Genomic DNA, 18,620 nt, shown 5'->3' with positions numbered 1-18,620 from the left:
CGCGGCGGGCCCACGGAGCAGGACCGGAGCGAGGGCATGCCGAGCCACAGCGAGGCACCGAACGTCAGGGGCAAGAGCCCTTGGTTACTTGGGGCTTTTCCAAGTGACTCGCTGTAAGAGCGAAACCATAGGTGGCCGTTACCGCAGGAATGGATATACACCTAATCCAAATATCCACCTGGAGCCCTCCAACCTAAAGTGAACAGCATTACGNAAGAGCGAAACCATAGGTGGCCGTTACCGCAGGAATGGATATACACCTAATCCAAATATCCACCTGGAGCCCTCCAACCTAAAGTGAACAGCATTACGGCATTCCGGGGCTTTTTTATGCTTGCTGGATCAAAGTGTCGAACGCACCCGCCACAACTCCGGGAACAGTACGGTATCGAGCATCTTGCGCAGATAACCCACCCCTTCAGTGCCGCCAGTGCCAGGCTGGAAGCCGATGATCCGCTCGACCGTGGTGACGTGGCGGAAGCGCCACTGGCGGAACGAGTCTTCGAGATCGATGAACTTCTCGGCCAGTTGGTAGAGATCCCAATAACGCGTCGGATCCTTGTAGACCACGCGCCAGGCCGCCTCGACCGAGGCGTCATGCTGCGTCGGGGCGCTCGGATCACGCTCGAAACGCTGCGGGTCGATCGCCAGTCCGGCGTTGGCCATCAAGCGTATGGCTTCGTCATACAACGAAGGGGTGGCGATGGCTTTTTCCAGTTCCTGCAACAGCTCCGGCCGATGGGCGTGGGGGCGCAACAGCGTCGCGCTCTTGTTGCCGAGGATGAACTCGATTTCCCGGTACTGGAACGACTGGAAGCCCGACGATTGCCCCAGGAAAGGCCTGATCGAGTGATACTCGGTGGGCGTCATGGTGGCCAGCACCGTCCACGCATGCACCAGCTGATCGAAGATCCGCGAGACCCGCGCCAGCATCTTGAAGGCCGGCGCCAACTCACCCAGCCGAACGTGTTCGCGGGCGGCCTTGAGCTCGTGCAGCATCAGCTTCATCCACAGCTCGGAGGTCTGGTGCTGGATGATGAACAGCATCTCGTTGTGGTCCGGCGACAACGGGTGCTGGGCACTGAGAATACGCCCCAGGTCCAGATAGTCGCCGTAGCTCATGGAGTCGGCAAAATTCAGCTCGGCGTTATGCCACTCCGCTGTTTGATTGCCAGGCGAATACGGACATTGGCTCATTGAGCAGGCTCCTCATGTGGCGATGAATTCAGTGGACGCAAGATAGCCCTGACCGGGCTGGCGTCGAGGTTGGCAAAGCGCAGCGGCAGCGCGATCAACTCGTAGTCCCCCTCCGGGACGTCATCGAGCACGATGCCCTCGAGAATGGCCATACCGTGGCGTGCCACCGCGTTGTGCGCATCCATGGTCTTGGATTGCTGCGGGTCCAGCGACGGCGTGTCGATACCGATCAGGCGCACGCCGAGACTGGCGAGCAGGTCGACGGTGTCTTTGCCGACCGCTGTGAATTCGGGGTCCCAGGCGGTCAGCGGCGCCTGTTGATAGGTACGTAGCAGGACACGTTCGGGCAGGTTGGCCAAGCGACCTTGCAGTTGCCCGGGTTGCACCAGCCCATCGCTGTCCAGGCAATGCAGCACCCGGCAAGGCCCGATATAGACATCGAGCGACACTTCGCCAATGGCCGCGCCGTCTGCGCTGTAGTGCAACGGTGCGTCGACATGGGCGCCAGTGTGCGGCGACAGCGTGATGCGCCCGACATTCACCGGGCACTCAGGCCCCAGCGTCCAGACGCGTTCTTCCTGAAACGGTGTATCTCCCGGCCAGGTCGGTGTTGCGGTACTCAAGGGCGGGCTGATGTCCCACCACGACATTGTTTTTTTCATTGCACAGCTCTCGGCCTTTTCCGATGTGAATGATACGAGCGATACCTGTGCATGTTCTTGCAAAAACGCTCGGAAAAGCCCGGAGCTTTCGCACGAACTGCCAGATACCGGCGGTTTATCGAGTGGAAATTTCAATGAGGCCACAGCCGGTACCCGGCATCGAGCGAGTGATGGCGGCTGCGTTTCTGGATACCCCGATGTCGAATACAGACAACTGATGCCGCCACAGGCCCTATAGGGTGCAACTTCGGTTCTCCCTGACGCCCGGAGTCATCATGTCCGCACCCATCACCGTTCTTCGCGACACCCACCCGCTGCCCGTTCTCGACGCCTGCAAGTGGGAAAGACTCGAAGGCGACCCGCACACCGTCAACCTCAACGCCTACACCAGCGAAGACGGCAGCAAGATCATGGGCACCTGGATTTGCACGCCGGGCAAGTGGTACGTGGAATACGTGAAGTGGGAGTACTGCCATTTCCAGGAAGGCTACTGCATCATCACCCCGCAAGGGATGGCGCCGATTCATCTGCGCGCCGGCGATATTTTCGTCGTTGAACCTGGGATGAAAGGCACTTGGGAAGTGGTGGAAACCGTGCGTAAGTATTTCGTGTTTGCCTGACAAAAAAACCGGGAGATCACTTCATGTGATTTCCCGGTAAATATCTGTGGGTACATGCTACCCCCCTGCGGGAGCGAGCCTGCTCGCGATGAGGCCAGCACATTCAACATCAACGGTGACTGACCTACCGCTATCGCGAGCAGGCTCGCTCCCACAGGTTTTCCGCGCGATTATTGCGGTTTGCGATAGCTGTTGATGATCGCCGAGAAGTCATCCCCCCCTTCCCCACGCAAACTCATCGCCTGATACAACTGCTGAGCCACCGCGCCGAGTACCACCGGCTGGTGCGCCTGGCGTGCCGCTTCGGTGGCCAGCCCCAGGTCCTTGAGCATCAGTTCGGCACCGAAGCCGCCGGTGTAGCCGCGCGAGGCTGGTGCCGTTTCGACGATGCCCGGCCACGGGTTGTACATCTCGGAACTCCAGCAACGTCCGGTGGAGCTGTTGATGATCCCGGCCAGCACCTTGGTGTCGATGCCCAGCGCATCACCCAATGCCATGGCTTCGCTGACGCCGACCATGGAAATACCCAGCAGCAGGTTGTTGCAGATCTTGGCGATTTGCCCGGTGCCGACTTCGCCGCAGTGCACGATATTGCGGCCCATCTGCGCCAGTACCGGTTGCAGGGTGGCGAACAGTTCTGCGGTGGCGCCGACCATGAAGGTCAGGGTGCCGGCAGCTGCACCGCCAGTGCCACCGGAGACCGGCGCATCGGCCATGGCCACGCCCTGTTTGGCAGCCGCAGCCGCCACATCACGGGCAGTCTGCGGATCGATGGTGCTGCAATCAACCGCCGGTACGCCTTTGCCAATACCGGCCAGTACGCCGTCTTCGCCGAGCCAGACGCTGCGCACATGCACGGCAGCGGGCAACATGGTGATCACCAGTTCCGCGCCCTCGGCCGCTTCCCGGGCCGATGCGCCGATGCGGCCACCCAGTTGCTCAAGTTCCGCCAGCACGGTTTTGTTCAGGTCGACCAGATTCAACGAATGACCGGCCTTGATCAGGTTGCGCGCCATCGGCGCGCCCATGTTGCCGAGACCGATAAATGCGATTTTCATGTCCGGCTCCTTATCGCAGGTTGATGGTGGTGTTCACACCGTCATTGACGCTGTCGTCATCGAACCAGCGGCTGGTGACGGTCTTGGTCTGAGTGTAGAACTGCACCACTTGCTTGCCATACGGGCCGAGGTCGCCGAGCTTGGAACCACGGGAACCGGTGAAGCTGAAGAACGGCACCGGCACCGGAATCGGGATGTTGATGCCGACCTGGCCGACATCGATTTCGCTCTGGAACTTGCGCGCCGCCGCGCCGCTTTGGGTGAACAGGCCGGTGCCGTTGCCAAACGGGTTGGCGTTGACCAGGGCAATGGCCTGGTCGAGGGTATCGACCTCCAGCACCACCAGCACAGGGCCGAAGATTTCCTGGGTGTAGATCTGCATGTCGGTGGTCACGCCGGAGAACAGGGTCGGGCCGACAAAGTTGCCTTTCTCGTAACCTGGCACCGTGATGTCGCGGCCATCCAGCTCCAGTTTCGCACCTTCCTTGATGCCACTTTCGATCAGATCAAGAATCCGCTGTTTGGCTTTCTTCGAGATGACCGGCCCGACATCGGTGCCCGGCTCGCTGCCAGCATTCACCGTGAGTTTCTGCGCCAGCGCCTTGAGGTCTGGCAGCCATTGCTTGGCCGCGCCGACCAACACCACCACGGAGGTCGCCATGCAGCGCTGACCCGCTGCGCCGAAACCGGCACCCACCAGCGCGTTCAGCGCTTGTTCGCGATTGGCATCCGCCAGCACCACGGCGTGGTTCTTGGCGCCCATCATCGATTGCACACGCTTGCCGTGCTTGCCGGCCAGGTCGTAGACGTGCGTACCGACCGCAGTCGAACCGACGAAAGAAACAGCCTTGATGTCTTTGTGGGTGCAGAGTGCGTCCACCACATCCTTGCCACCATGCACGACGTTCAGAACACCGGCTGGAACACCGGCTTCGATGGCCAGTTCCACCAGGAGCATGGTCGACATCGGATCCTGTTCGGACGGTTTGAGCACGAAGGTGTTGCCGCAGGCGATGGCCATCGGGAACATCCACAGCGGAATCATCGCCGGGAAGTTGAACGGGGTAATGCCGGCACACACACCGATCGGCTGGCGCAGGGTGTAAGTGTCGACGCCGCCAGCGACGTTCTCGGCGAACTCGCCCATTTGCAGGCTGCCGATGGAGCAGGCGTGCTCAACCACTTCCAGGCCACGGAAAATGTCGCCCTCGGCGTCGGCAATGGTTTTGCCCTGCTCGGCGCTCAGGACCACGGCGATACGCTTGGAGTGTTCACGAATCAGCGCCTGGAGTTTGAGCATGATGCGCATCCGTGCGCCGATCGGCGTCAGCTTCCAGGTCTGGAAGGCGCGGTGGGCGGCGCTGATGGCCGCGTCGACTTCTTCTGCGGTAGCGAACGGTACTTTTGCCAGCACTTGCTGGGTCGCCGGGTTGACGATGTCGTGCCATTCAGTGCTTTGAGATTCGACCCACTCACCGTCGATCAGCAGTTTGACCTTGTGTACGGTGGTGTCGTTGGGCGTGAGCGATGCGTTCATGTGGGTCTCCGGATGCTTGTTCTTGTTTCAGGAGCCAGGGCGAAAAGGTCGCCCTGCGATGAGGCGTGTGCCGCGAATTGGTTGTCGGGCTGTTTTTGGAGTATAGATGTGCAAACTTCTAATAAGAACGCACATAAAAACCGGTCCAACATGCAAAAAAACATCACCTCGTTAGGCTCACTGAACTGGGACGACCTCAAGTTTTTCCTTGAGGTTGCCCGCACCCGCAAGGCCAGCACCGCGGCCAAGCGCCTGGCGGTGGATTACACCACCGTGTCGCGGCGCATCAGTTCCCTGGAAGCGGCGCTGGGCACTTTGCTGTTCGAGAAATCCCGGACCAGCGGTTTCGTCCTGACCGCAGAAGGCCAGCGCCTGATGGGTTATGCCGAGTCGATTGAAAGCACCTTGCACATGGCGTGCGAGCAGGTGTCGGGGTCCGGTGTGGCGCTGTCCGGTCATGTGCGCATGGGCTGCACCGAAGGCTTCGGCAGCTTTTTCATCACCCCGCAGCTGAGCCACTTCGTCGACACCTACCCGGCGATCTCGGTGGATATCCTGCCGCTGCCGCACTTCATCAGCCTGTCCAAGCGCGAAGCCGACATTGTCATCGCCCTGGAACGCCCGGAGCATGGTCCGTACGTGTGCTGCAAACTCTGCGACTACCGGTTGCAGCTGTACGCGACCCAGGAATACCTCGACAAACACCCGGCGATCCGCCGCCCGGCAGATCTGGCCAAGCATTCGTTCATCAGTTATGTCGACGACCTGGCGTTCAGCTCGGAGCTGCTGTACCTGGCCAACGTATTGCCCGGCGCCAGCGCCAACCTGCGCAGCACCAGCGTGATCGCGCAGTTCATCGCGGCCCAGCAGGGGCGCTCGCTGGCGATTCTGCCGTGCTTCCTGGCGGCTCAGGACCCGCGTTTGCTGCCGGTACTGCCACAGGACGTCAACATCACACGGCAGTTCTGGATGTACTGCCGCGAGGACCTGAGAAAGCTCAAGCGGATCACCCTGTTGTGGGACTACATCCGCGCGGTCACTGAGCAGAACCAGGGCCTGTTGATGGGTGAGAGCCGGGAGATGCTGTTTGCCGACTGACGGAATTTCATGAGGGAAAACATCAGTTTTGCGCGCCACCACACAAATTATCTAGATAGTTAAATTTTCTAAGGCACGTTTTTTCTGACCGGCTAACCTATGACTTGCCCCGCTACGCCCCTCAATTGATTTGTCGAGACTCCCTCATGCAGTGGCGATCACATTCCTTGGCGGTCCGCCTTATGGCAGGCATTGTTGCCATCATTTTGTTTGTCTATGCGCTGGCAGGGCTGGCGCTCTACCAGAGCAAACAACAGCATGAGCTTCAAGCGGTCATCACAACGGAGAATCTGGCGCGATCCCTGGCGATCAACGTCTCCGGCATCCTTGATAAAGTTGATATCGGCCTGCTTGCTGTCGCCAGCGAAGTAGAACAGCAAATGGCTGCGGGAGGGGTTAATGGTGCGTTGCTGGACGGGTATCTGACACAGCAACAGGCGCAGATTCGCGATTGCGAAGGACTGTGGGTGTCGGATGAGAAAGGTGATATCCCCTGGGGCACAGTAATGACCCCCGGCAAAATAACGAACATAACCGATAGAGAGTATTTCCAGCGCCTGCAAGAGAACTCGCAGCTCGGAATGGTCGTATCCAAGCCGGTGATCGGACGCAGCACAAAAGCCTGGTCGGTCCTCCTGTCCAGACGCATCAACCACCCTGATGGCTCCTTTGCAGGTGTAGCGCTGGGCTCGTTGCGCATGATGGAGTATTTCACCGCCATGTTTTCCTCTTTTGATGTTGGAAAACAAGGGATCATTGCTCTTCGCGATGATCAGATGGCGCTCATAGTCCGGCATCCAAAAGCAGAGAATGAAAGCGGGGCCGTTGGCGCCAGACTGGTTTCAGCCAAAGCCACAGAAATGCTTCGAGCGTTCCCAAATTCAGGGAGCTACACCGCCGTTGCTCCAGTGGACGGCATCGAGCGAATCTACAGCTATCGAAAAATTGCCAATTACCCTCTCTATATCTTCGTCGCAAAAAGCACCCACGACTTTCTTGCTCCCTGGCGAAAGGAAGTTTTCAGAACACTTTTACTGGTGGTCATTTTTACCTTGGCGATTCTTGTTTACACGCGCACCAGCTACAGGCGTGAGACTGAATCGCGCAAGGCGAAAAAAATGGAGCTCTTTCGTACCGTGTTCCGCACCAGCCCGGACAGCCAGGTCATCACCCGTCTTGAGGATGGGCGACTTCTTGAGGTCAATGACGGATTTACGCCCGTATTTGGCTGGACACGGGAAGATACTGTTGGCAAAACGGTTTTTGATATCGACATCTGGCGCTATCCGGAGGAGCGTCGTACATCGGTTCGTATCTTGCAGCAAAACGGATACTTCATTGATCGTGAAGCTGAGTTTGTAAGCAAGGACGGCCGAACGTGGCCCGGTCTGGTTTCGGCGCACGTGATTACCCTGAATGACACTTTGTGCATTCAGGCGATCGTCCGGGACATTAGCGATCGAAAGGCTGACGAGCAGCAGATCCAGAGACTGTCGTTCTCTGACCAGCTCACGGGGTTGCCCAATCGCAGACTTTTTATGGATCGCCTGGAGCAAGCATTGATTTCGAGTGCTCGCCATCAATGGGTGGGCGCATTGATATTTGTCGACCTCGATGACTTCAAATCCATCAACGAAACCCTGGGGCACGGCCGAGGTGACCTGTTTCTGAATGAAATCGCCCAGCGATTGAGGCGGTGTGTGCAGGAGGGTGACACCGTCGCTCGCTTGGGAGGCGACAAATTCGCTCTCATTCTGGAAAGCCTGAGCACCAATCCCCAAGAGGCAGCGAGCCATGCTGAAACCGTTGGCGAAAAAACCCTGCGCGAACTCGCGCAGCCTTATGAACTGTATTCGTCCACCCTGCATCGAACCTGCAGCATAGGCATTACGCTGTTTGGCGAGCAGACTGAGGATGCAAGCGAGCCCTTGAAACGCGCCGAGTTGGCCATGTACCAGGCCAAAGCCTGCGGACGCAACGTCATACGCTTTTTCGACCCCCAGATGCAGGCGGACGTCAGCGCTCGAATCGCAATGGAGGAAGGTTTGCGCGAGGCCATCAAGCAACGCCGAATCGTTTTGCACTATCAGCCGCAGGTCACGGAAGAAGGTCGCGTTACAGGCGTGGAAGCGTTAGTGCGCTGGAAAGACCCGCGCGGTGGCCTGATCTTTCCCGCAGCGTTCATTCAACTGGCAGAGGCGTCTGGCTTGATTTTTCCGCTAGGACAGCAGGTATTGGAAATGGCCTGTCACCAGTTGGCCGTATGGGCGAATCGAACCGGGTTCTCGCACCTGAGCATCGCCGTCAACGTCAGTACCCGGCAGTTCAATCAGGATGGCTTTGTCGAAGAAATACGGTCTGTACTCAAGCGCTACAGTGCCAATCCTCATCGCCTCAAACTGGAAATTACTGAAAGCATGCTGGCCTCCAACGTGGAGGATGTGATTGCCAAGATGAATGCGTTGAAAACCATCGGCGTTGGCTTTTCGCTGGACGACTTTGGCACCGGTTATTCCTCCCTGTCGTATTTGAAGCGACTACCGCTGGACCAGCTCAAGATCGATCAGGGATTTGTTCGCGATATCCTGGTGGACCCCAACGATGCGGCAATCGCCAAAACGGTGGTCGCATTGGCAAACAGCATGAACTTGTCGGTCATCGCTGAGGGTGTTGAAACGCAAGCGCAGCGTGACATGCTGGCGGCTTTGGGTTGCCGTAACTATCAGGGGTATTTTTTTGGTCGCCCCATGGGCATAGATGCATTAGAGGATTACATCGAAGGTGGGGTTGGCCTTGCCCTCCTGGACCATTCGGGAAATCGGAGCCTGTGAGGCTCCCATAGTCCTTCATCAAGTCTGGAGCGGCTACACAGGCCGCTCTCTATCGCTCGCAATCCACCCTTTGGAGTCAATGGCAGCCTGGAGATGCTGTTCGCCGATCAGTCGGCGCCCAGCTCCAGCATCAACCCGCTCAAGCGCTTGACCTTGCGCCTCACCGCCTCTTCGAACACCCCTGTGCGCGGTTCGATCAAGGTGAACCAGTTCTTGGCCCGGGTGATTCCGGTGTAGATCAGCTCCTTGGTCAGCACCGGGTTCAGGGCATCGGGGAGGATCAACGCGGTGTGGGCAAATTCCGAGCCCTGGGATTTGTGCACGGTCATGGCGTACACAGTTTCGACATCATTGAGCCGGCTCGGCAGGACAAAGCGCACCCCGCCCTGGCCGTCATTGCGCGGGAAGGCAACTCGCAGGACCAGCTTGCCGGCCTCGGGGCCATCACGCTCCGGAAGTTTGAGGGCGATGCCGATATCCCCGTTCATCAAGCCCAGGCCGTAGTCGTTGCGGGTCATCAGAACCGGGCGGCCTTCGTACCATTGCTGGTCACTGTCGATCAATCGCGCCTTGAGCAATGCCCCGGTCACTCGCTGGTTCAGCCCCTCGACGCCCCAGGGTCCCTTGCGCACGGCACAGAGCAACTGGAAGCTGTCGAAGGCTTGCAGTACTTCCCGGGCCCAGTCGGTCCAGCGCGCGTCTTCCAGCGGGCTGTCGAGCGCCGGGCGCTGATTGCGCAGCAGGCTCAGATAGTGCCGATAACCTTGCGGCCCTTCACCATGGCCTTCGAGCAACAGGCGCTCCAGCGCCCGATCCTGTTCGCCCTTGAGGAATAACGAATACACGTCGTCGTGGCTGCGCGCAGCGAGCAACTTGCGGGCTTCTTCGGGCTGCTGCTGGTTGACCCAGCGGGCCAGTTGGCCGATACCGCTGCCCTCGCCGAATCGCCGCGAATGACGCAACATGACCACCTGCTGGGCCAATGGATGAGTGCCTTGGTTGTCCTCCTGCAAGCCACTGGCTTGCAGGCTTTCACCGCTGACAGCCTCCAGCCACTGACGAGTCTGCGGGCTGTACCAACCGGCCTCGGCGTCTCGACACAGATCTCCCAGCACCGCACCCGCCTCCACCGATGCCAGTTGATCCTTGTCACCCAGCAGCACCAGGCGCGCATGGGCCGGCAAGGCATCGAGCAGGTTGGCCATCATTTCCAGGTCGATCATCGAGGCCTCGTCCACCACCAGTACATCCAGTGGCAAACGATTGCCCGCGTGATGGCGGAAGTGTCGAGTACCCGGTCGACTGCCGAGCAGGCGGTGGACCGTGGTGACGTCCGACGGGATTTTTTCGCGTATTTCTTCGGTGACTTTCAAGCTCTGGACTTGCTGACTGATGGACTCCGTCAGCCGCGCCGCCGCCTTGCCGGTGGGCGCGGCGAGACGAATGCGCAAGGGCTTGCCGGCCTCCACCGCCGGCGCCTGAAGCAGTGCCAGCAAGCGCACCACTGTCGTGGTCTTGCCGGTTCCCGGGCCGCCGGTGACGATGCTGAAGGCGCTGCGGGTGGCGAGGGCGCAGGCGAGTTTCTGCCAATCGATTACCTCACCTGGCCGGGCCGGGCCGAACAGGCCCGCAAGGCGTTGGGGCAAGTCGTTCGGCGTCTCTTCGTGCCCGCTCAGGCGTTCGCGCAGCGAGACATCGATCCGTCGCTCATACGCCCAATAGCGCCGCAGGTACAAACGTTTTCCCGACAACACCAATGGCCGTTGCTGCACGGCGTCCCGACTGTCTGCCGCCAAAGCGACCAGGTCACTGGCCGCCAGGACCTTGCACCAATGGGCGCCGTCCAGGGTTTCGAGCAATTGCGAAGGCAACAGCATCGCACCGCCTTGCAGGTCGCCCTCCGGTGGCAGCGACAGGGCGAAGTCCGGCTCTTTGAGCGTCTCGAACAGGTCCAGGCAGACATGCCCATGACCCAACTGATGACTGGTCAGCGCAGCGGCCAGCAGCACCAGCGGATCATCCTCCGGTGCCAGTTCATGCAGGAAGGCCACGAAGGCTTTGTCCAGTGCACGCAACCAGCCACGTTCAACCCAACGGGTGAGCAACAGCAGCAGGTCGTCGGCGCGGCTCAAGGGCGCGAGGTCGGCCAGGCTTTCGTCTGCCAGCGACGTCGGCAGCAAATCGGCGAATGAGCGACTCATAGCAGTACTCCCTGTTCCCAGGCAGGTTCCGCCTTGGGTTGCGGCTTGCCCTGGAACAGCCGGTCCAGGTGCTCGATCAGTTCTCTTGGCGGGCGGGCAAAATACACGCCCTGGCCCGGTGCGCGCGTACCCCGCAGGAACAGGTACAACGCACCGCCGACATGCCTGTCGTAGTCGTAATCGGCCAGACGCGCCTTGAGCTGGCGATGCAGGGCCAACAGGTACAACACGTATTGCAGGTCATATCGGTTGTCGAGGATCGACTGTTCCATGGCCTGTGCGGTATAGGCGGCATCATCGACACCGAGCCAGTTGGATTTGTAGTCAGCCACGTAATAGCGGCCGTCGTGCTCGAACGTCAGGTCGATAAAACCCTTGAACATGCCGTTGAGCAACACCGGTTCAGCGGCCACCCGGGCGACGCCACCATGGGTGTATTGGCACACCAGCGCGTCGAGCTTGAGCACATCGACCTTGTGGCTGGCGAACCAGAATTCCATCTCCACCTGGTACTGGCTCAATTGCGCCAGCGTCACGGCTGGCTGACCACCACCGACATGCAACGGCGACTTGAGCAGATGCTGCAGCCACTCGCTCAGCGTGCTGATCCAGCCCTCCCAGCCACGACGGTTACAACGCCGGGCGATAGCGTCTTCCACCTCTTGCGGCGTGGCGTTGAACCCCTCGCCCCCGGCCCACTCGAGCAAGCCATGGAGAAAGGTCCCGGGGTTTGGGCCACGAGGGAATCGATGGATATCCGCACCGCCGGCGAGTACTTCGTTGCGCGCCTGCGGGTCGAGGCGTTCATCATCGAACAGCTTCTGCGCCCGGGGGCTCTCGGGCGCTTCGTCACTGCCGACGCCAAGGGTGTCGCCGATGCGCAAAGCGCTGTACGAGGCAATCCACCAGTTTTCGCTGGCCTTGCGTTTTGGCACCCGCACAGCCAGCAATGCAGCAGCGTTTTGCGGTGGCTGGTACTGCGCGCCCGTCGCTTCGGGCATCTCGCTGCAAGCCACTGCCGGACAGTCTTGTTGCAGGTCTTGCAGCCAGCGCCGCAGGCCTGTGGATTCGGCCAATGGTGCGCCGCCACCGAGCAGATAACCCAGTGCCGAGAGGTGCAGCACCGAGCCATTGTTATTGCCACGCTTGAGGTCGGTCACGCCTAACCAACAGGCATGTTGCGCCCGGGTCAGGGCGACATACAGCAGGCGCAGATCTTCGGCCAGTCGCTCTTCATCGGCCAGGGCAATCAACTCCGCCGTCGGCTTCAACGTCACCTGGGCCTTGCCGTCGGCATCGTGGTAATGCAACGGCAGCCGGCTGCCGTCCACCGGTTTCGCCGAGCAAATGAACGGCAGGAATACCAGGGGGTACTCAAGCCCTTTGGACTTGTGGATGGTCACGACCTTGACCAGTTGTTCGTCGCTTTCCAGACGCAGGATCTGTTCTTCGCCTGCCTGCCCGGACAGTGCCAGATGTTCGGACAGATGGCGGATCAGGGCCTGCTCGCCATCCAGCTCGGCGGCGGCCTGCTGCAGCAGTTCGGACAGGTGCAGCAGGTTCGTCAGCACCCGCTCGCCGTCATGGCGGGCGATCAGCGCCTGAGGCAGACAGAAGTCATGCAGCAAGCGGCGCAGCATCGGCAACACGCCCTGTTTGCGCCACAGCTCGCGATAGCCGCGGAACTGCATGACCCGCGACTCCCAGGCCAGTTCGTCCTGGTTCAACTGTTCCAGTTCGGACAACGACAGGTTCAAGGTGACGCTGGCCAGCGCAGCCCGCAGTGGCCGCTCCACGTCCGGCTCGGCGCAGGCCTTGAGCCAGGTCAGCAGGTCGTGAGCCTCCTGGGCGGCGAACACCGAATCCTTGTCCGAAAGGTAGACGCTGCGCACACCTCGGGTGGAGAGTTCGGCACGCACGGCCTGGGCTTCCTTGCCGTCGCGCACCAGGATCGCGATATCCGCCGGGCGCAGGCCCCGAAAAACCTTGCCGTCCTGGGCGAAGCCCACTTGCCCCTGCTGACCGCCGTTAAGCAATGCGGTGATTTCACTGGCGCAGGCTGCAGCCAGTTGTTGTCGGTACACCGCACCTGACAACGGTTGCTCGGCCGACAGGTGCCAGACGTTCAGGGCCGGTACTGCTTGATCGTTTATTTGCAGGACTTCTTTGCGGCCCTGGGATTGAACCGGGGTGAACGGGACCGGGTTCTCGCCATCGCGCTCGCGAAACAGGAAAGCCCCGCGTCCCAGATCACGAACTTCAGCACGCTCGAACACATGGTTCACCGCCTTGACCATGCCATGACTGGAACGGAAGTTGGTGCCCAGGGTGTGCAGGCGGCCGGTGGTCGCCTGGCGGGCGCGCAGATAGGTATGGATGTCGGCGCCACGGAAGGCGTAGATCGCCTGTTTCGGGTCGCCGATCAGGAACAGCCCGCATTCCGGGCTGTTGTCCTCAATCCGGTAGATGCTCTCGAAGATCCGGTATTGCACCGGGTCGGTGTCCTGGAATTCATCGATCAGCGCAACCGGAAACTGTTCGCGAATCAGAGTTGCCAGGCGCTCACCGCCGTCGGACTGCAAGGCTGCGTCCAGGCGCAGCAACATGTCGTCAAAGCCCATTTCCGCGCGGCGGCGTTTCTCCTCCTCGAATCGACCGCTGACCCATCGGGCGGCATGCTGCAGTACGGCGGCGTCGGGGGTCGGCAGTCCATCGAGACAGGCCTTGAGTGCAGCCATCGCATCCAGACCCGGATGGCGAGGGGCTTCGCCTTTCCAGGCTTCGGCCATGCCGTCGGGCGTCAGGCGCGTGAAGCCGGTACCGATGTCCAGTTGTTCAAGGGCTTCGTCTTCGGCCCAGGCTTTGAGCTTTTCGAACCAGGGTTCGAAATAACGTGCCTGCATCTTGCGGCCGTCGACGCTCTTGCTGGCGACGCCCTGATGACAAATGGCAAGCAACTCGTCAGCCCACTGCCGCCAGGGCATTTTCAGTTCAATCAACGCGGCGCGGCGCTCCTGCAGACACTCGGTGATCAGCTCGGCAGGTTCTTTGCCCTCAAGCGTGTCACGCTCGCTGGCGAACAGCGCGCGGATCCGTGGCAGCAATGCCGCAGGACCTCCCCAGTTGTTGCGCACCCAGCTCAAGGCATCGCCCTGCATCGGGTAGCAGAACAGTCGCCAGTAATCGCGCAGGACTTCGCCGAGCAGATCGCTGTGGTCGGTTTCCAGGGTCTGGGTAAACAGGCTGCCACTGTCGAATGCGTGTTCGCGCAACATACGCTGGCACCAACCGTGGATGGTTGATACAGCAGCTTCGTCCATCCATTGGGCCGCGATGTCCAGCCGATTGGCGCACCCGGCCCACTGCTCGGGAAGGTACTGCTCGCGCAACTCGGTGATCAGGCTGTCAGGTGCCGGTGTCTCCTCGCGAAAGAATCGCGCAGCCTCAGCCAGCCGCGTACGAATACGCTCGCGCAACTCCTTGGTGGCGGCGTCGGTGAACGTCACGACGAGGATTTGCGGTGGCAACAACTCGCGGCCGAAACCCGTGGGCTCGCCGCCATGGCCAAGGACCAGGCGCAGATACAAGGCGGAAATGGTGAAGGTCTTGCCAGTACCGGCACTGGCCTCGATCAGTTGGCTGCCACGCAGCGGGAATGCCAGCGCCAGAGGTGTCTTCGTAGTCATCAGCGCGGCTCCTCGCCGGTCAATGAGCGCCATGGGGCTTCAAGCAGCGGGCGGTACAGCGCATCACACCAGCCGGAGAACGTCTCATCGGCGGTCAAGGCAGCGTAATCGGTGAACTGACGCAGCAGTGCCGGGCTTTCGCGACGCTCTCCGTCAGTCGTCAGCCCATCACCTTCATAGGCCTTGCGCGCAGCGGCCTCGGCTTTGAGCGGATCGGTTTGACCGAGCCAGGCGAAGGCTGTCTTGACGGCGATCGGCAGCGGCTGGCGCATCCCCGATTGCCAGGCCAGCAGCAGGTCACCGAGAATCCGCCGCGCCGAACTCTCTTCGAGCGGGCCGAGCAGCAGGCTGTCATCACTGGCCACCAGGGCCGTGGTCATCACCATGCCGCTGGCGCAAGCCGCCAGATGATTGACCCATGGCCGGGTGAGGCGATGCCATTTGCGCGACTTGATCGAACCGATACTGTTGGGGATGGTAGTAATGGACAGCAAACCACCATCATCGCGTTGATGCAGACCGCTGAGCCAGCCCTCAAGGCGTAAGCCTTGCAGCTCGAGACTGACCGGCAAGGCACTGGTGAGCGCTGTTGGCCATAGGGTCAGCAGCTGTTCATAGCGCTGCAGCAAGTCGGGTAATGGTTCGATCAATTCCTGTTGCAGACACTCGCCAAACCCGGCCATGGGCAGCAGTCCGCTATTTTGCAGACGCTTGGCCTGCGCCTTCAGTGCCTGCTCGGTTTGCTGCATATTGCCCAGGGCTGCGTCGAGCAAACTGGCGCTGAGGCCATAGCGCTGCAAGGCGTCGAGGACAAATGGCTCTTCGTCGGCCAAAGGCACTTCAGCCGCTTCGAAAAACACCTTCAGGCGCTGGCTGAAAAAATGCCGCACCGGATTGCGCAGGAAATCCTGAAGCTGACCAAGGCTGAGCGGCTCATCCTGAACATGGGGCTCAAGCACTTCGATCTGCACCGGTTGCTGCGTAGCCTGATGCAGGACTTGCCACTCGCTGGCGTAGCTGAACAGCTCATCACCCTCATGAAAGTATCGGGCGCTGAAGGGTTGCAGCGGATGCTCCTGGGTCATCGCCTCAAGCAAGTCTTCTTCGCTATCAGGCATTCGCCAGCCGCTGGCCAGGTGGTCACGCAACTGGCCGATCAGTACCGATGCGGGACGCTCGCTGTTATCACGGATGCTGCGACCAACCCAACTGATATAGAGCTGATCACGCGCCGACAATACCGCCTCCAACAGCAGGTAACGGTCGTCTTCACGGCGGGAGCGATCGCCGGGGCGGTAATCACTGCCCATCAGGTCGAAGTCCAGCGGTGGTTGCGCGCGCGGATAATCGCCGTCGTTCATGCCCAGCAGGCAAACCAGTTTGAACGGGATGGCGCGCATGGGCATCAAGGTGCAGAAGTTGACTGCGCCGGCGAGAAAGCGCTGGGACAAGCGGCCCTGGTCAAGACCGGCAAGCCAGGCTTCACGCACGACGGTCAATGGCAACGGGTCGTGCAAGCCGACTGATTCACAGGTGTCGAGCCAGGTTTCGCGCAACTCTTCAAGTTGGGCCAGCAAGTAGTCGTCGTGCTCACTGCTGGCCTGGAAGAACAGTTGCATCAATGCCTGCAAGCGCATGCCCCATTGCTTGGGCGGTGCCGGTTGGGAGAGTTCCTGGTGAGCGACTTCCAGCGCATCCAGCAGGGCCACCAAGGGGCCGATCAGTGCCGCGTCCAGGCCACCGATTTCATCGTAGGGTTCGATTCCTTCGCAGGCTTCGCCGCTGCCGACGGCATAGCCGAGCAACATCCGGCGCAGGCCGAAACGCCAGCTGTTCTGCTCCAGCTCGTGGGGCAATCCCAGTCCGGCTCGCTGCTCGGCATTCATGCCCCAGCGAATGCCCGCGCCTTCGATCCAGCGGTGCAGTGTCGCCAGGTCGCGCTCCTCGACGCCGAAACGCGACCGTAATGCTGGCACGTCGAGCAAATCGAGAATCTCGCTGACCGGGAATCGGCTGTCCGGCAACTTGAGCAGGTGCTCGACCGCAATCAGCAATGGATCGCGACCTCGCTGGCCCTGGTCTGCCAGGGTAAACGGAATGAAACGCGGGTCATGGCGGTCGAGCTGGCCAAACACCGCACGTATATGCGGTGCATAGCTGTCGATGTCCGGGACCATCACGATCACATCCCGAGGACGCAAGTGTGGATCGGCACTGAAGCGCGCGAGCAGTTGGTCGTGGAGAATCTCGACTTCGCGCTGAGGGCTATGGGCAATGTGAAAACGGATCGACGGGTCCTGATGCAGATCGACGGCCGGCCAGCGCTCCCGGGTCTCGTTGAGCGGCCGCAACTCGAGGATGTCATCCTGCAACTGGTTGAGCACGCTCAGTGGCTGGCTGTCGCTGAACAGATCGATGCGCCCGTCACGAAATGCCGAGCGATAGCTGTTGGGATCGTCATAGCTGTCGAGCAGATTGATGTAATCGCGCCCCTGCTTGCCCCATGCTGCCAGCAACGGATGGGCATGCTGATGAAGGGTCTGCGGATCGATCACCACCGGCATACCGCTCTTGCGTGCCTGGCGCTTGTATTGATGCCGCAACAGGTCTTTATCGGCGACGATGTCCGCCCAATGGTGACGACATGGGTTATGCACGCACAGCAGGACCTGGCTGAATCGTGCCAGTCCGGCGAGGGCTTCCAGGGCTTGGGCCGGCAGGGAGGAAATGCCGAAAACGATCACTCGTGAGGGCAATCCATGGGGTGCCACGTCGAGGCTGTTGATCCGTTCGACAAACCGTTGGTGGACGCCGGCGCGGCTCTGCGCCATGCCTTCTGCCCCCACATCCAGCAGCAGGGCGCGCCACAACTCTGCCTGCCAGCAGTTGGCCGGAGTAAGGGCTTTGGCTTCGCCGCGACCGTTGCGCAATTGATGGCGACCTTCTGCCCAGTCTTCGAGCCAGTCCGCCCGGTACACCTGATATTGGTCGAACAGGTCCGCGAGACGCTCGGACAACTGATAGCGTTTGCGCAAGTCGGCATCGTGGGTCAGGAAGCGCTGCAGGGGCTCGAAGTGGGGCTGGTTGATCAGTTGTGGAAGCAGGCGCATGAGACGCCAGGTCAGCGGAGCCTTATCGAGCAGGGATTTGGCCGGGATTTCGTCACGCCCAAGGACCATGCGATAGAGCTGCCACATGAAACTGCCGGGGAGTTGAACATCAATGGCCGCAGCGATTCCGCAGCCACCCATGTCGTCCTCTTCGGCATCTTCCGCCAAGGCCAGTTTCAGCCATTGGGCAATCCCGTTGCTCTGCACCAGGGCGATTTCGTTTTCCAGGGGAGCCAGCGGGTAGCGGCGCATCCAGCTGACCACCAGGCTGCGCAATTCGTCCAGGCGGTTGCCGTGGACCACCATGAATCCAGCACTGAGGGGTGTCGCATCCGGCATAAAGGCTTCCTGGAAAATGCACAATCGATGGACGACTTTAGCATTGAAGGCGCCTTGCTTCATGTGTGTGTATGTAGGAGCGAGCATGCTCGCGAAGAACGTCAACGATTACGTGGGCTGTCTGGGTCCCCGTGGTGTCCTGGCGTTTTTCGCGAGCGTGCTCGCTCCTACAGGGAAAAGCGCCACAAAAACAAAACCCCTACCTGCATACGCAGATAGGGGTTTCGGAATTTAATCTTGACGATGACCTACTCTCACATGGGGAAACCCCACACTACCAT

Annotated in this window: 10 protein-coding genes; 3 read left to right on the top strand and 7 right to left on the bottom strand. The window is 60.4% G+C overall.

The window, feature by feature from the left end; translation table 11 throughout:
- Positions 1 to 342: 342 nt before the first annotated feature.
- A complete protein-coding gene (gene kynA / locus ASE98_RS14160) occupies positions 343 to 1,197 on the bottom strand; it encodes a tryptophan 2,3-dioxygenase (RefSeq protein WP_060541955.1) in 855 nt (284 codons plus the stop codon).
- A complete protein-coding gene (gene kynB / locus ASE98_RS14155) occupies positions 1,194 to 1,859 on the bottom strand; it encodes an arylformamidase (protein WP_060541954.1) in 666 nt (221 codons plus the stop codon). The genes kynA and kynB overlap by 4 nt, the downstream gene beginning before the upstream one ends.
- 275 nt (positions 1,860 to 2,134) lie before the next feature.
- Here kynB and ASE98_RS14150 point away from each other — a divergent pair, with 275 nt between their 5' ends.
- On the top strand, positions 2,135 to 2,479 hold the full coding sequence (locus ASE98_RS14150) for a cupin domain-containing protein (protein ID WP_060541953.1): 345 nt from the start codon (positions 2,135 to 2,137) through the stop codon (positions 2,477 to 2,479).
- A gap of 170 nt (positions 2,480 to 2,649) precedes the next feature.
- Here the strand turns inward: ASE98_RS14150 and mmsB are convergent, their stop codons facing one another.
- Together mmsB and ASE98_RS14140 are read right to left on the bottom strand one after the other, a co-directional pair.
- Entirely contained in the window at positions 2,650 to 3,537 is an 888-nt protein-coding gene (gene mmsB / locus ASE98_RS14145) for a 3-hydroxyisobutyrate dehydrogenase (protein WP_060541952.1), read from the bottom strand.
- Positions 3,538 to 3,547: 10 nt separating this feature from the next.
- The gene (locus tag ASE98_RS14140) at positions 3,548 to 5,074 is read right to left on the bottom strand and encodes a CoA-acylating methylmalonate-semialdehyde dehydrogenase (RefSeq protein ID WP_060541951.1); all 1,527 of its coding nucleotides are present in this window, start codon (positions 5,072 to 5,074) and stop codon (positions 3,548 to 3,550) included.
- A 150-nt stretch (positions 5,075 to 5,224) separates the two neighbouring features.
- Between ASE98_RS14140 and ASE98_RS14135 the strand changes: the two genes are divergently transcribed.
- Both ASE98_RS14135 and ASE98_RS14130 read left to right on the top strand, forming a co-directional pair.
- Positions 5,225 to 6,172 carry a LysR family transcriptional regulator gene (locus ASE98_RS14135; protein ID WP_060541950.1) on the top strand — a complete coding sequence of 316 codons (948 nt, stop codon included), beginning with the start codon at positions 5,225 to 5,227 and terminating at the stop codon, positions 6,170 to 6,172.
- 182 nt (positions 6,173 to 6,354) lie between these two features.
- Complete coding sequence (locus tag ASE98_RS14130; RefSeq protein WP_060541949.1) at positions 6,355 to 9,003, top strand: bifunctional diguanylate cyclase/phosphodiesterase; 2,649 nt, start codon at positions 6,355 to 6,357, stop codon at positions 9,001 to 9,003.
- Between the two features lie 107 nt (positions 9,004 to 9,110).
- Here ASE98_RS14130 and recD read toward each other — a convergent pair whose 3' ends face one another.
- Genes recD through recC form a run of 3 tightly spaced genes read right to left on the bottom strand, consistent with a single transcriptional unit; the run spans position 9,111 to position 18,339 of the window.
- The gene (recD, locus tag ASE98_RS14125) at positions 9,111 to 11,204 is read right to left on the bottom strand and encodes an exodeoxyribonuclease V subunit alpha (protein ID WP_060541948.1); all 2,094 of its coding nucleotides are present in this window, start codon (positions 11,202 to 11,204) and stop codon (positions 9,111 to 9,113) included.
- Positions 11,201 to 14,890, bottom strand: a complete 3,690-nt coding sequence (gene recB / locus ASE98_RS14120) for an exodeoxyribonuclease V subunit beta (RefSeq protein ID WP_060541947.1) — start codon at positions 14,888 to 14,890, stop codon at positions 11,201 to 11,203. The genes recD and recB overlap by 4 nt, the downstream gene beginning before the upstream one ends.
- Positions 14,890 to 18,339, bottom strand: coding sequence for an exodeoxyribonuclease V subunit gamma (recC, locus tag ASE98_RS14115; RefSeq protein WP_060541946.1), 3,450 nt, complete (start codon positions 18,337 to 18,339; stop codon positions 14,890 to 14,892). The genes recB and recC overlap by 1 nt, the downstream gene beginning before the upstream one ends.
- Positions 18,340 to 18,620 lie beyond the last annotated feature (281 nt).

This window comes from Pseudomonas sp. Leaf48 (assembly GCF_001421885.1).
Taxonomy (GTDB): Bacteria; Pseudomonadota; Gammaproteobacteria; order Pseudomonadales; family Pseudomonadaceae; genus Aquipseudomonas.
The sequence above is the reverse complement of the archived record's forward strand: the minus strand, read 5'-3'. Positions and strand labels throughout refer to the sequence as shown.

Bases quoted from the DNA above. Each gene is read 5' to 3' on its own strand.
- kynA (WP_060541955.1), bottom strand. From the start codon at position 1,197: ATGAGCCAATGTCCGTATTCGCCTGGCAATCAAACAGCGGAGTGGCAT.
- kynB (WP_060541954.1), bottom strand. From the start codon at position 1,859: ATGAAAAAAACAATGTCGTGGTGGGACATCAGCCCGCCCTTGAGTACC.
- ASE98_RS14150 (WP_060541953.1), top strand. From the start codon at position 2,135: ATGTCCGCACCCATCACCGTTCTTCGCGACACCCACCCGCTGCCCGTT.
- mmsB (WP_060541952.1), bottom strand. From the start codon at position 3,537: ATGAAAATCGCATTTATCGGTCTCGGCAACATGGGCGCGCCGATGGCG.
- ASE98_RS14140 (WP_060541951.1), bottom strand. From the start codon at position 5,074: ATGAACGCATCGCTCACGCCCAACGACACCACCGTACACAAGGTCAAA.
- ASE98_RS14135 (WP_060541950.1), top strand. From the start codon at position 5,225: ATGCAAAAAAACATCACCTCGTTAGGCTCACTGAACTGGGACGACCTC.
- ASE98_RS14130 (WP_060541949.1), top strand. From the start codon at position 6,355: ATGGCAGGCATTGTTGCCATCATTTTGTTTGTCTATGCGCTGGCAGGG.
- recD (WP_060541948.1), bottom strand. From the start codon at position 11,204: ATGAGTCGCTCATTCGCCGATTTGCTGCCGACGTCGCTGGCAGACGAA.
- recB (WP_060541947.1), bottom strand. From the start codon at position 14,890: ATGACTACGAAGACACCTCTGGCGCTGGCATTCCCGCTGCGTGGCAGC.
- recC (WP_060541946.1), bottom strand. From the start codon at position 18,339: ATGCCGGATGCGACACCCCTCAGTGCTGGATTCATGGTGGTCCACGGC.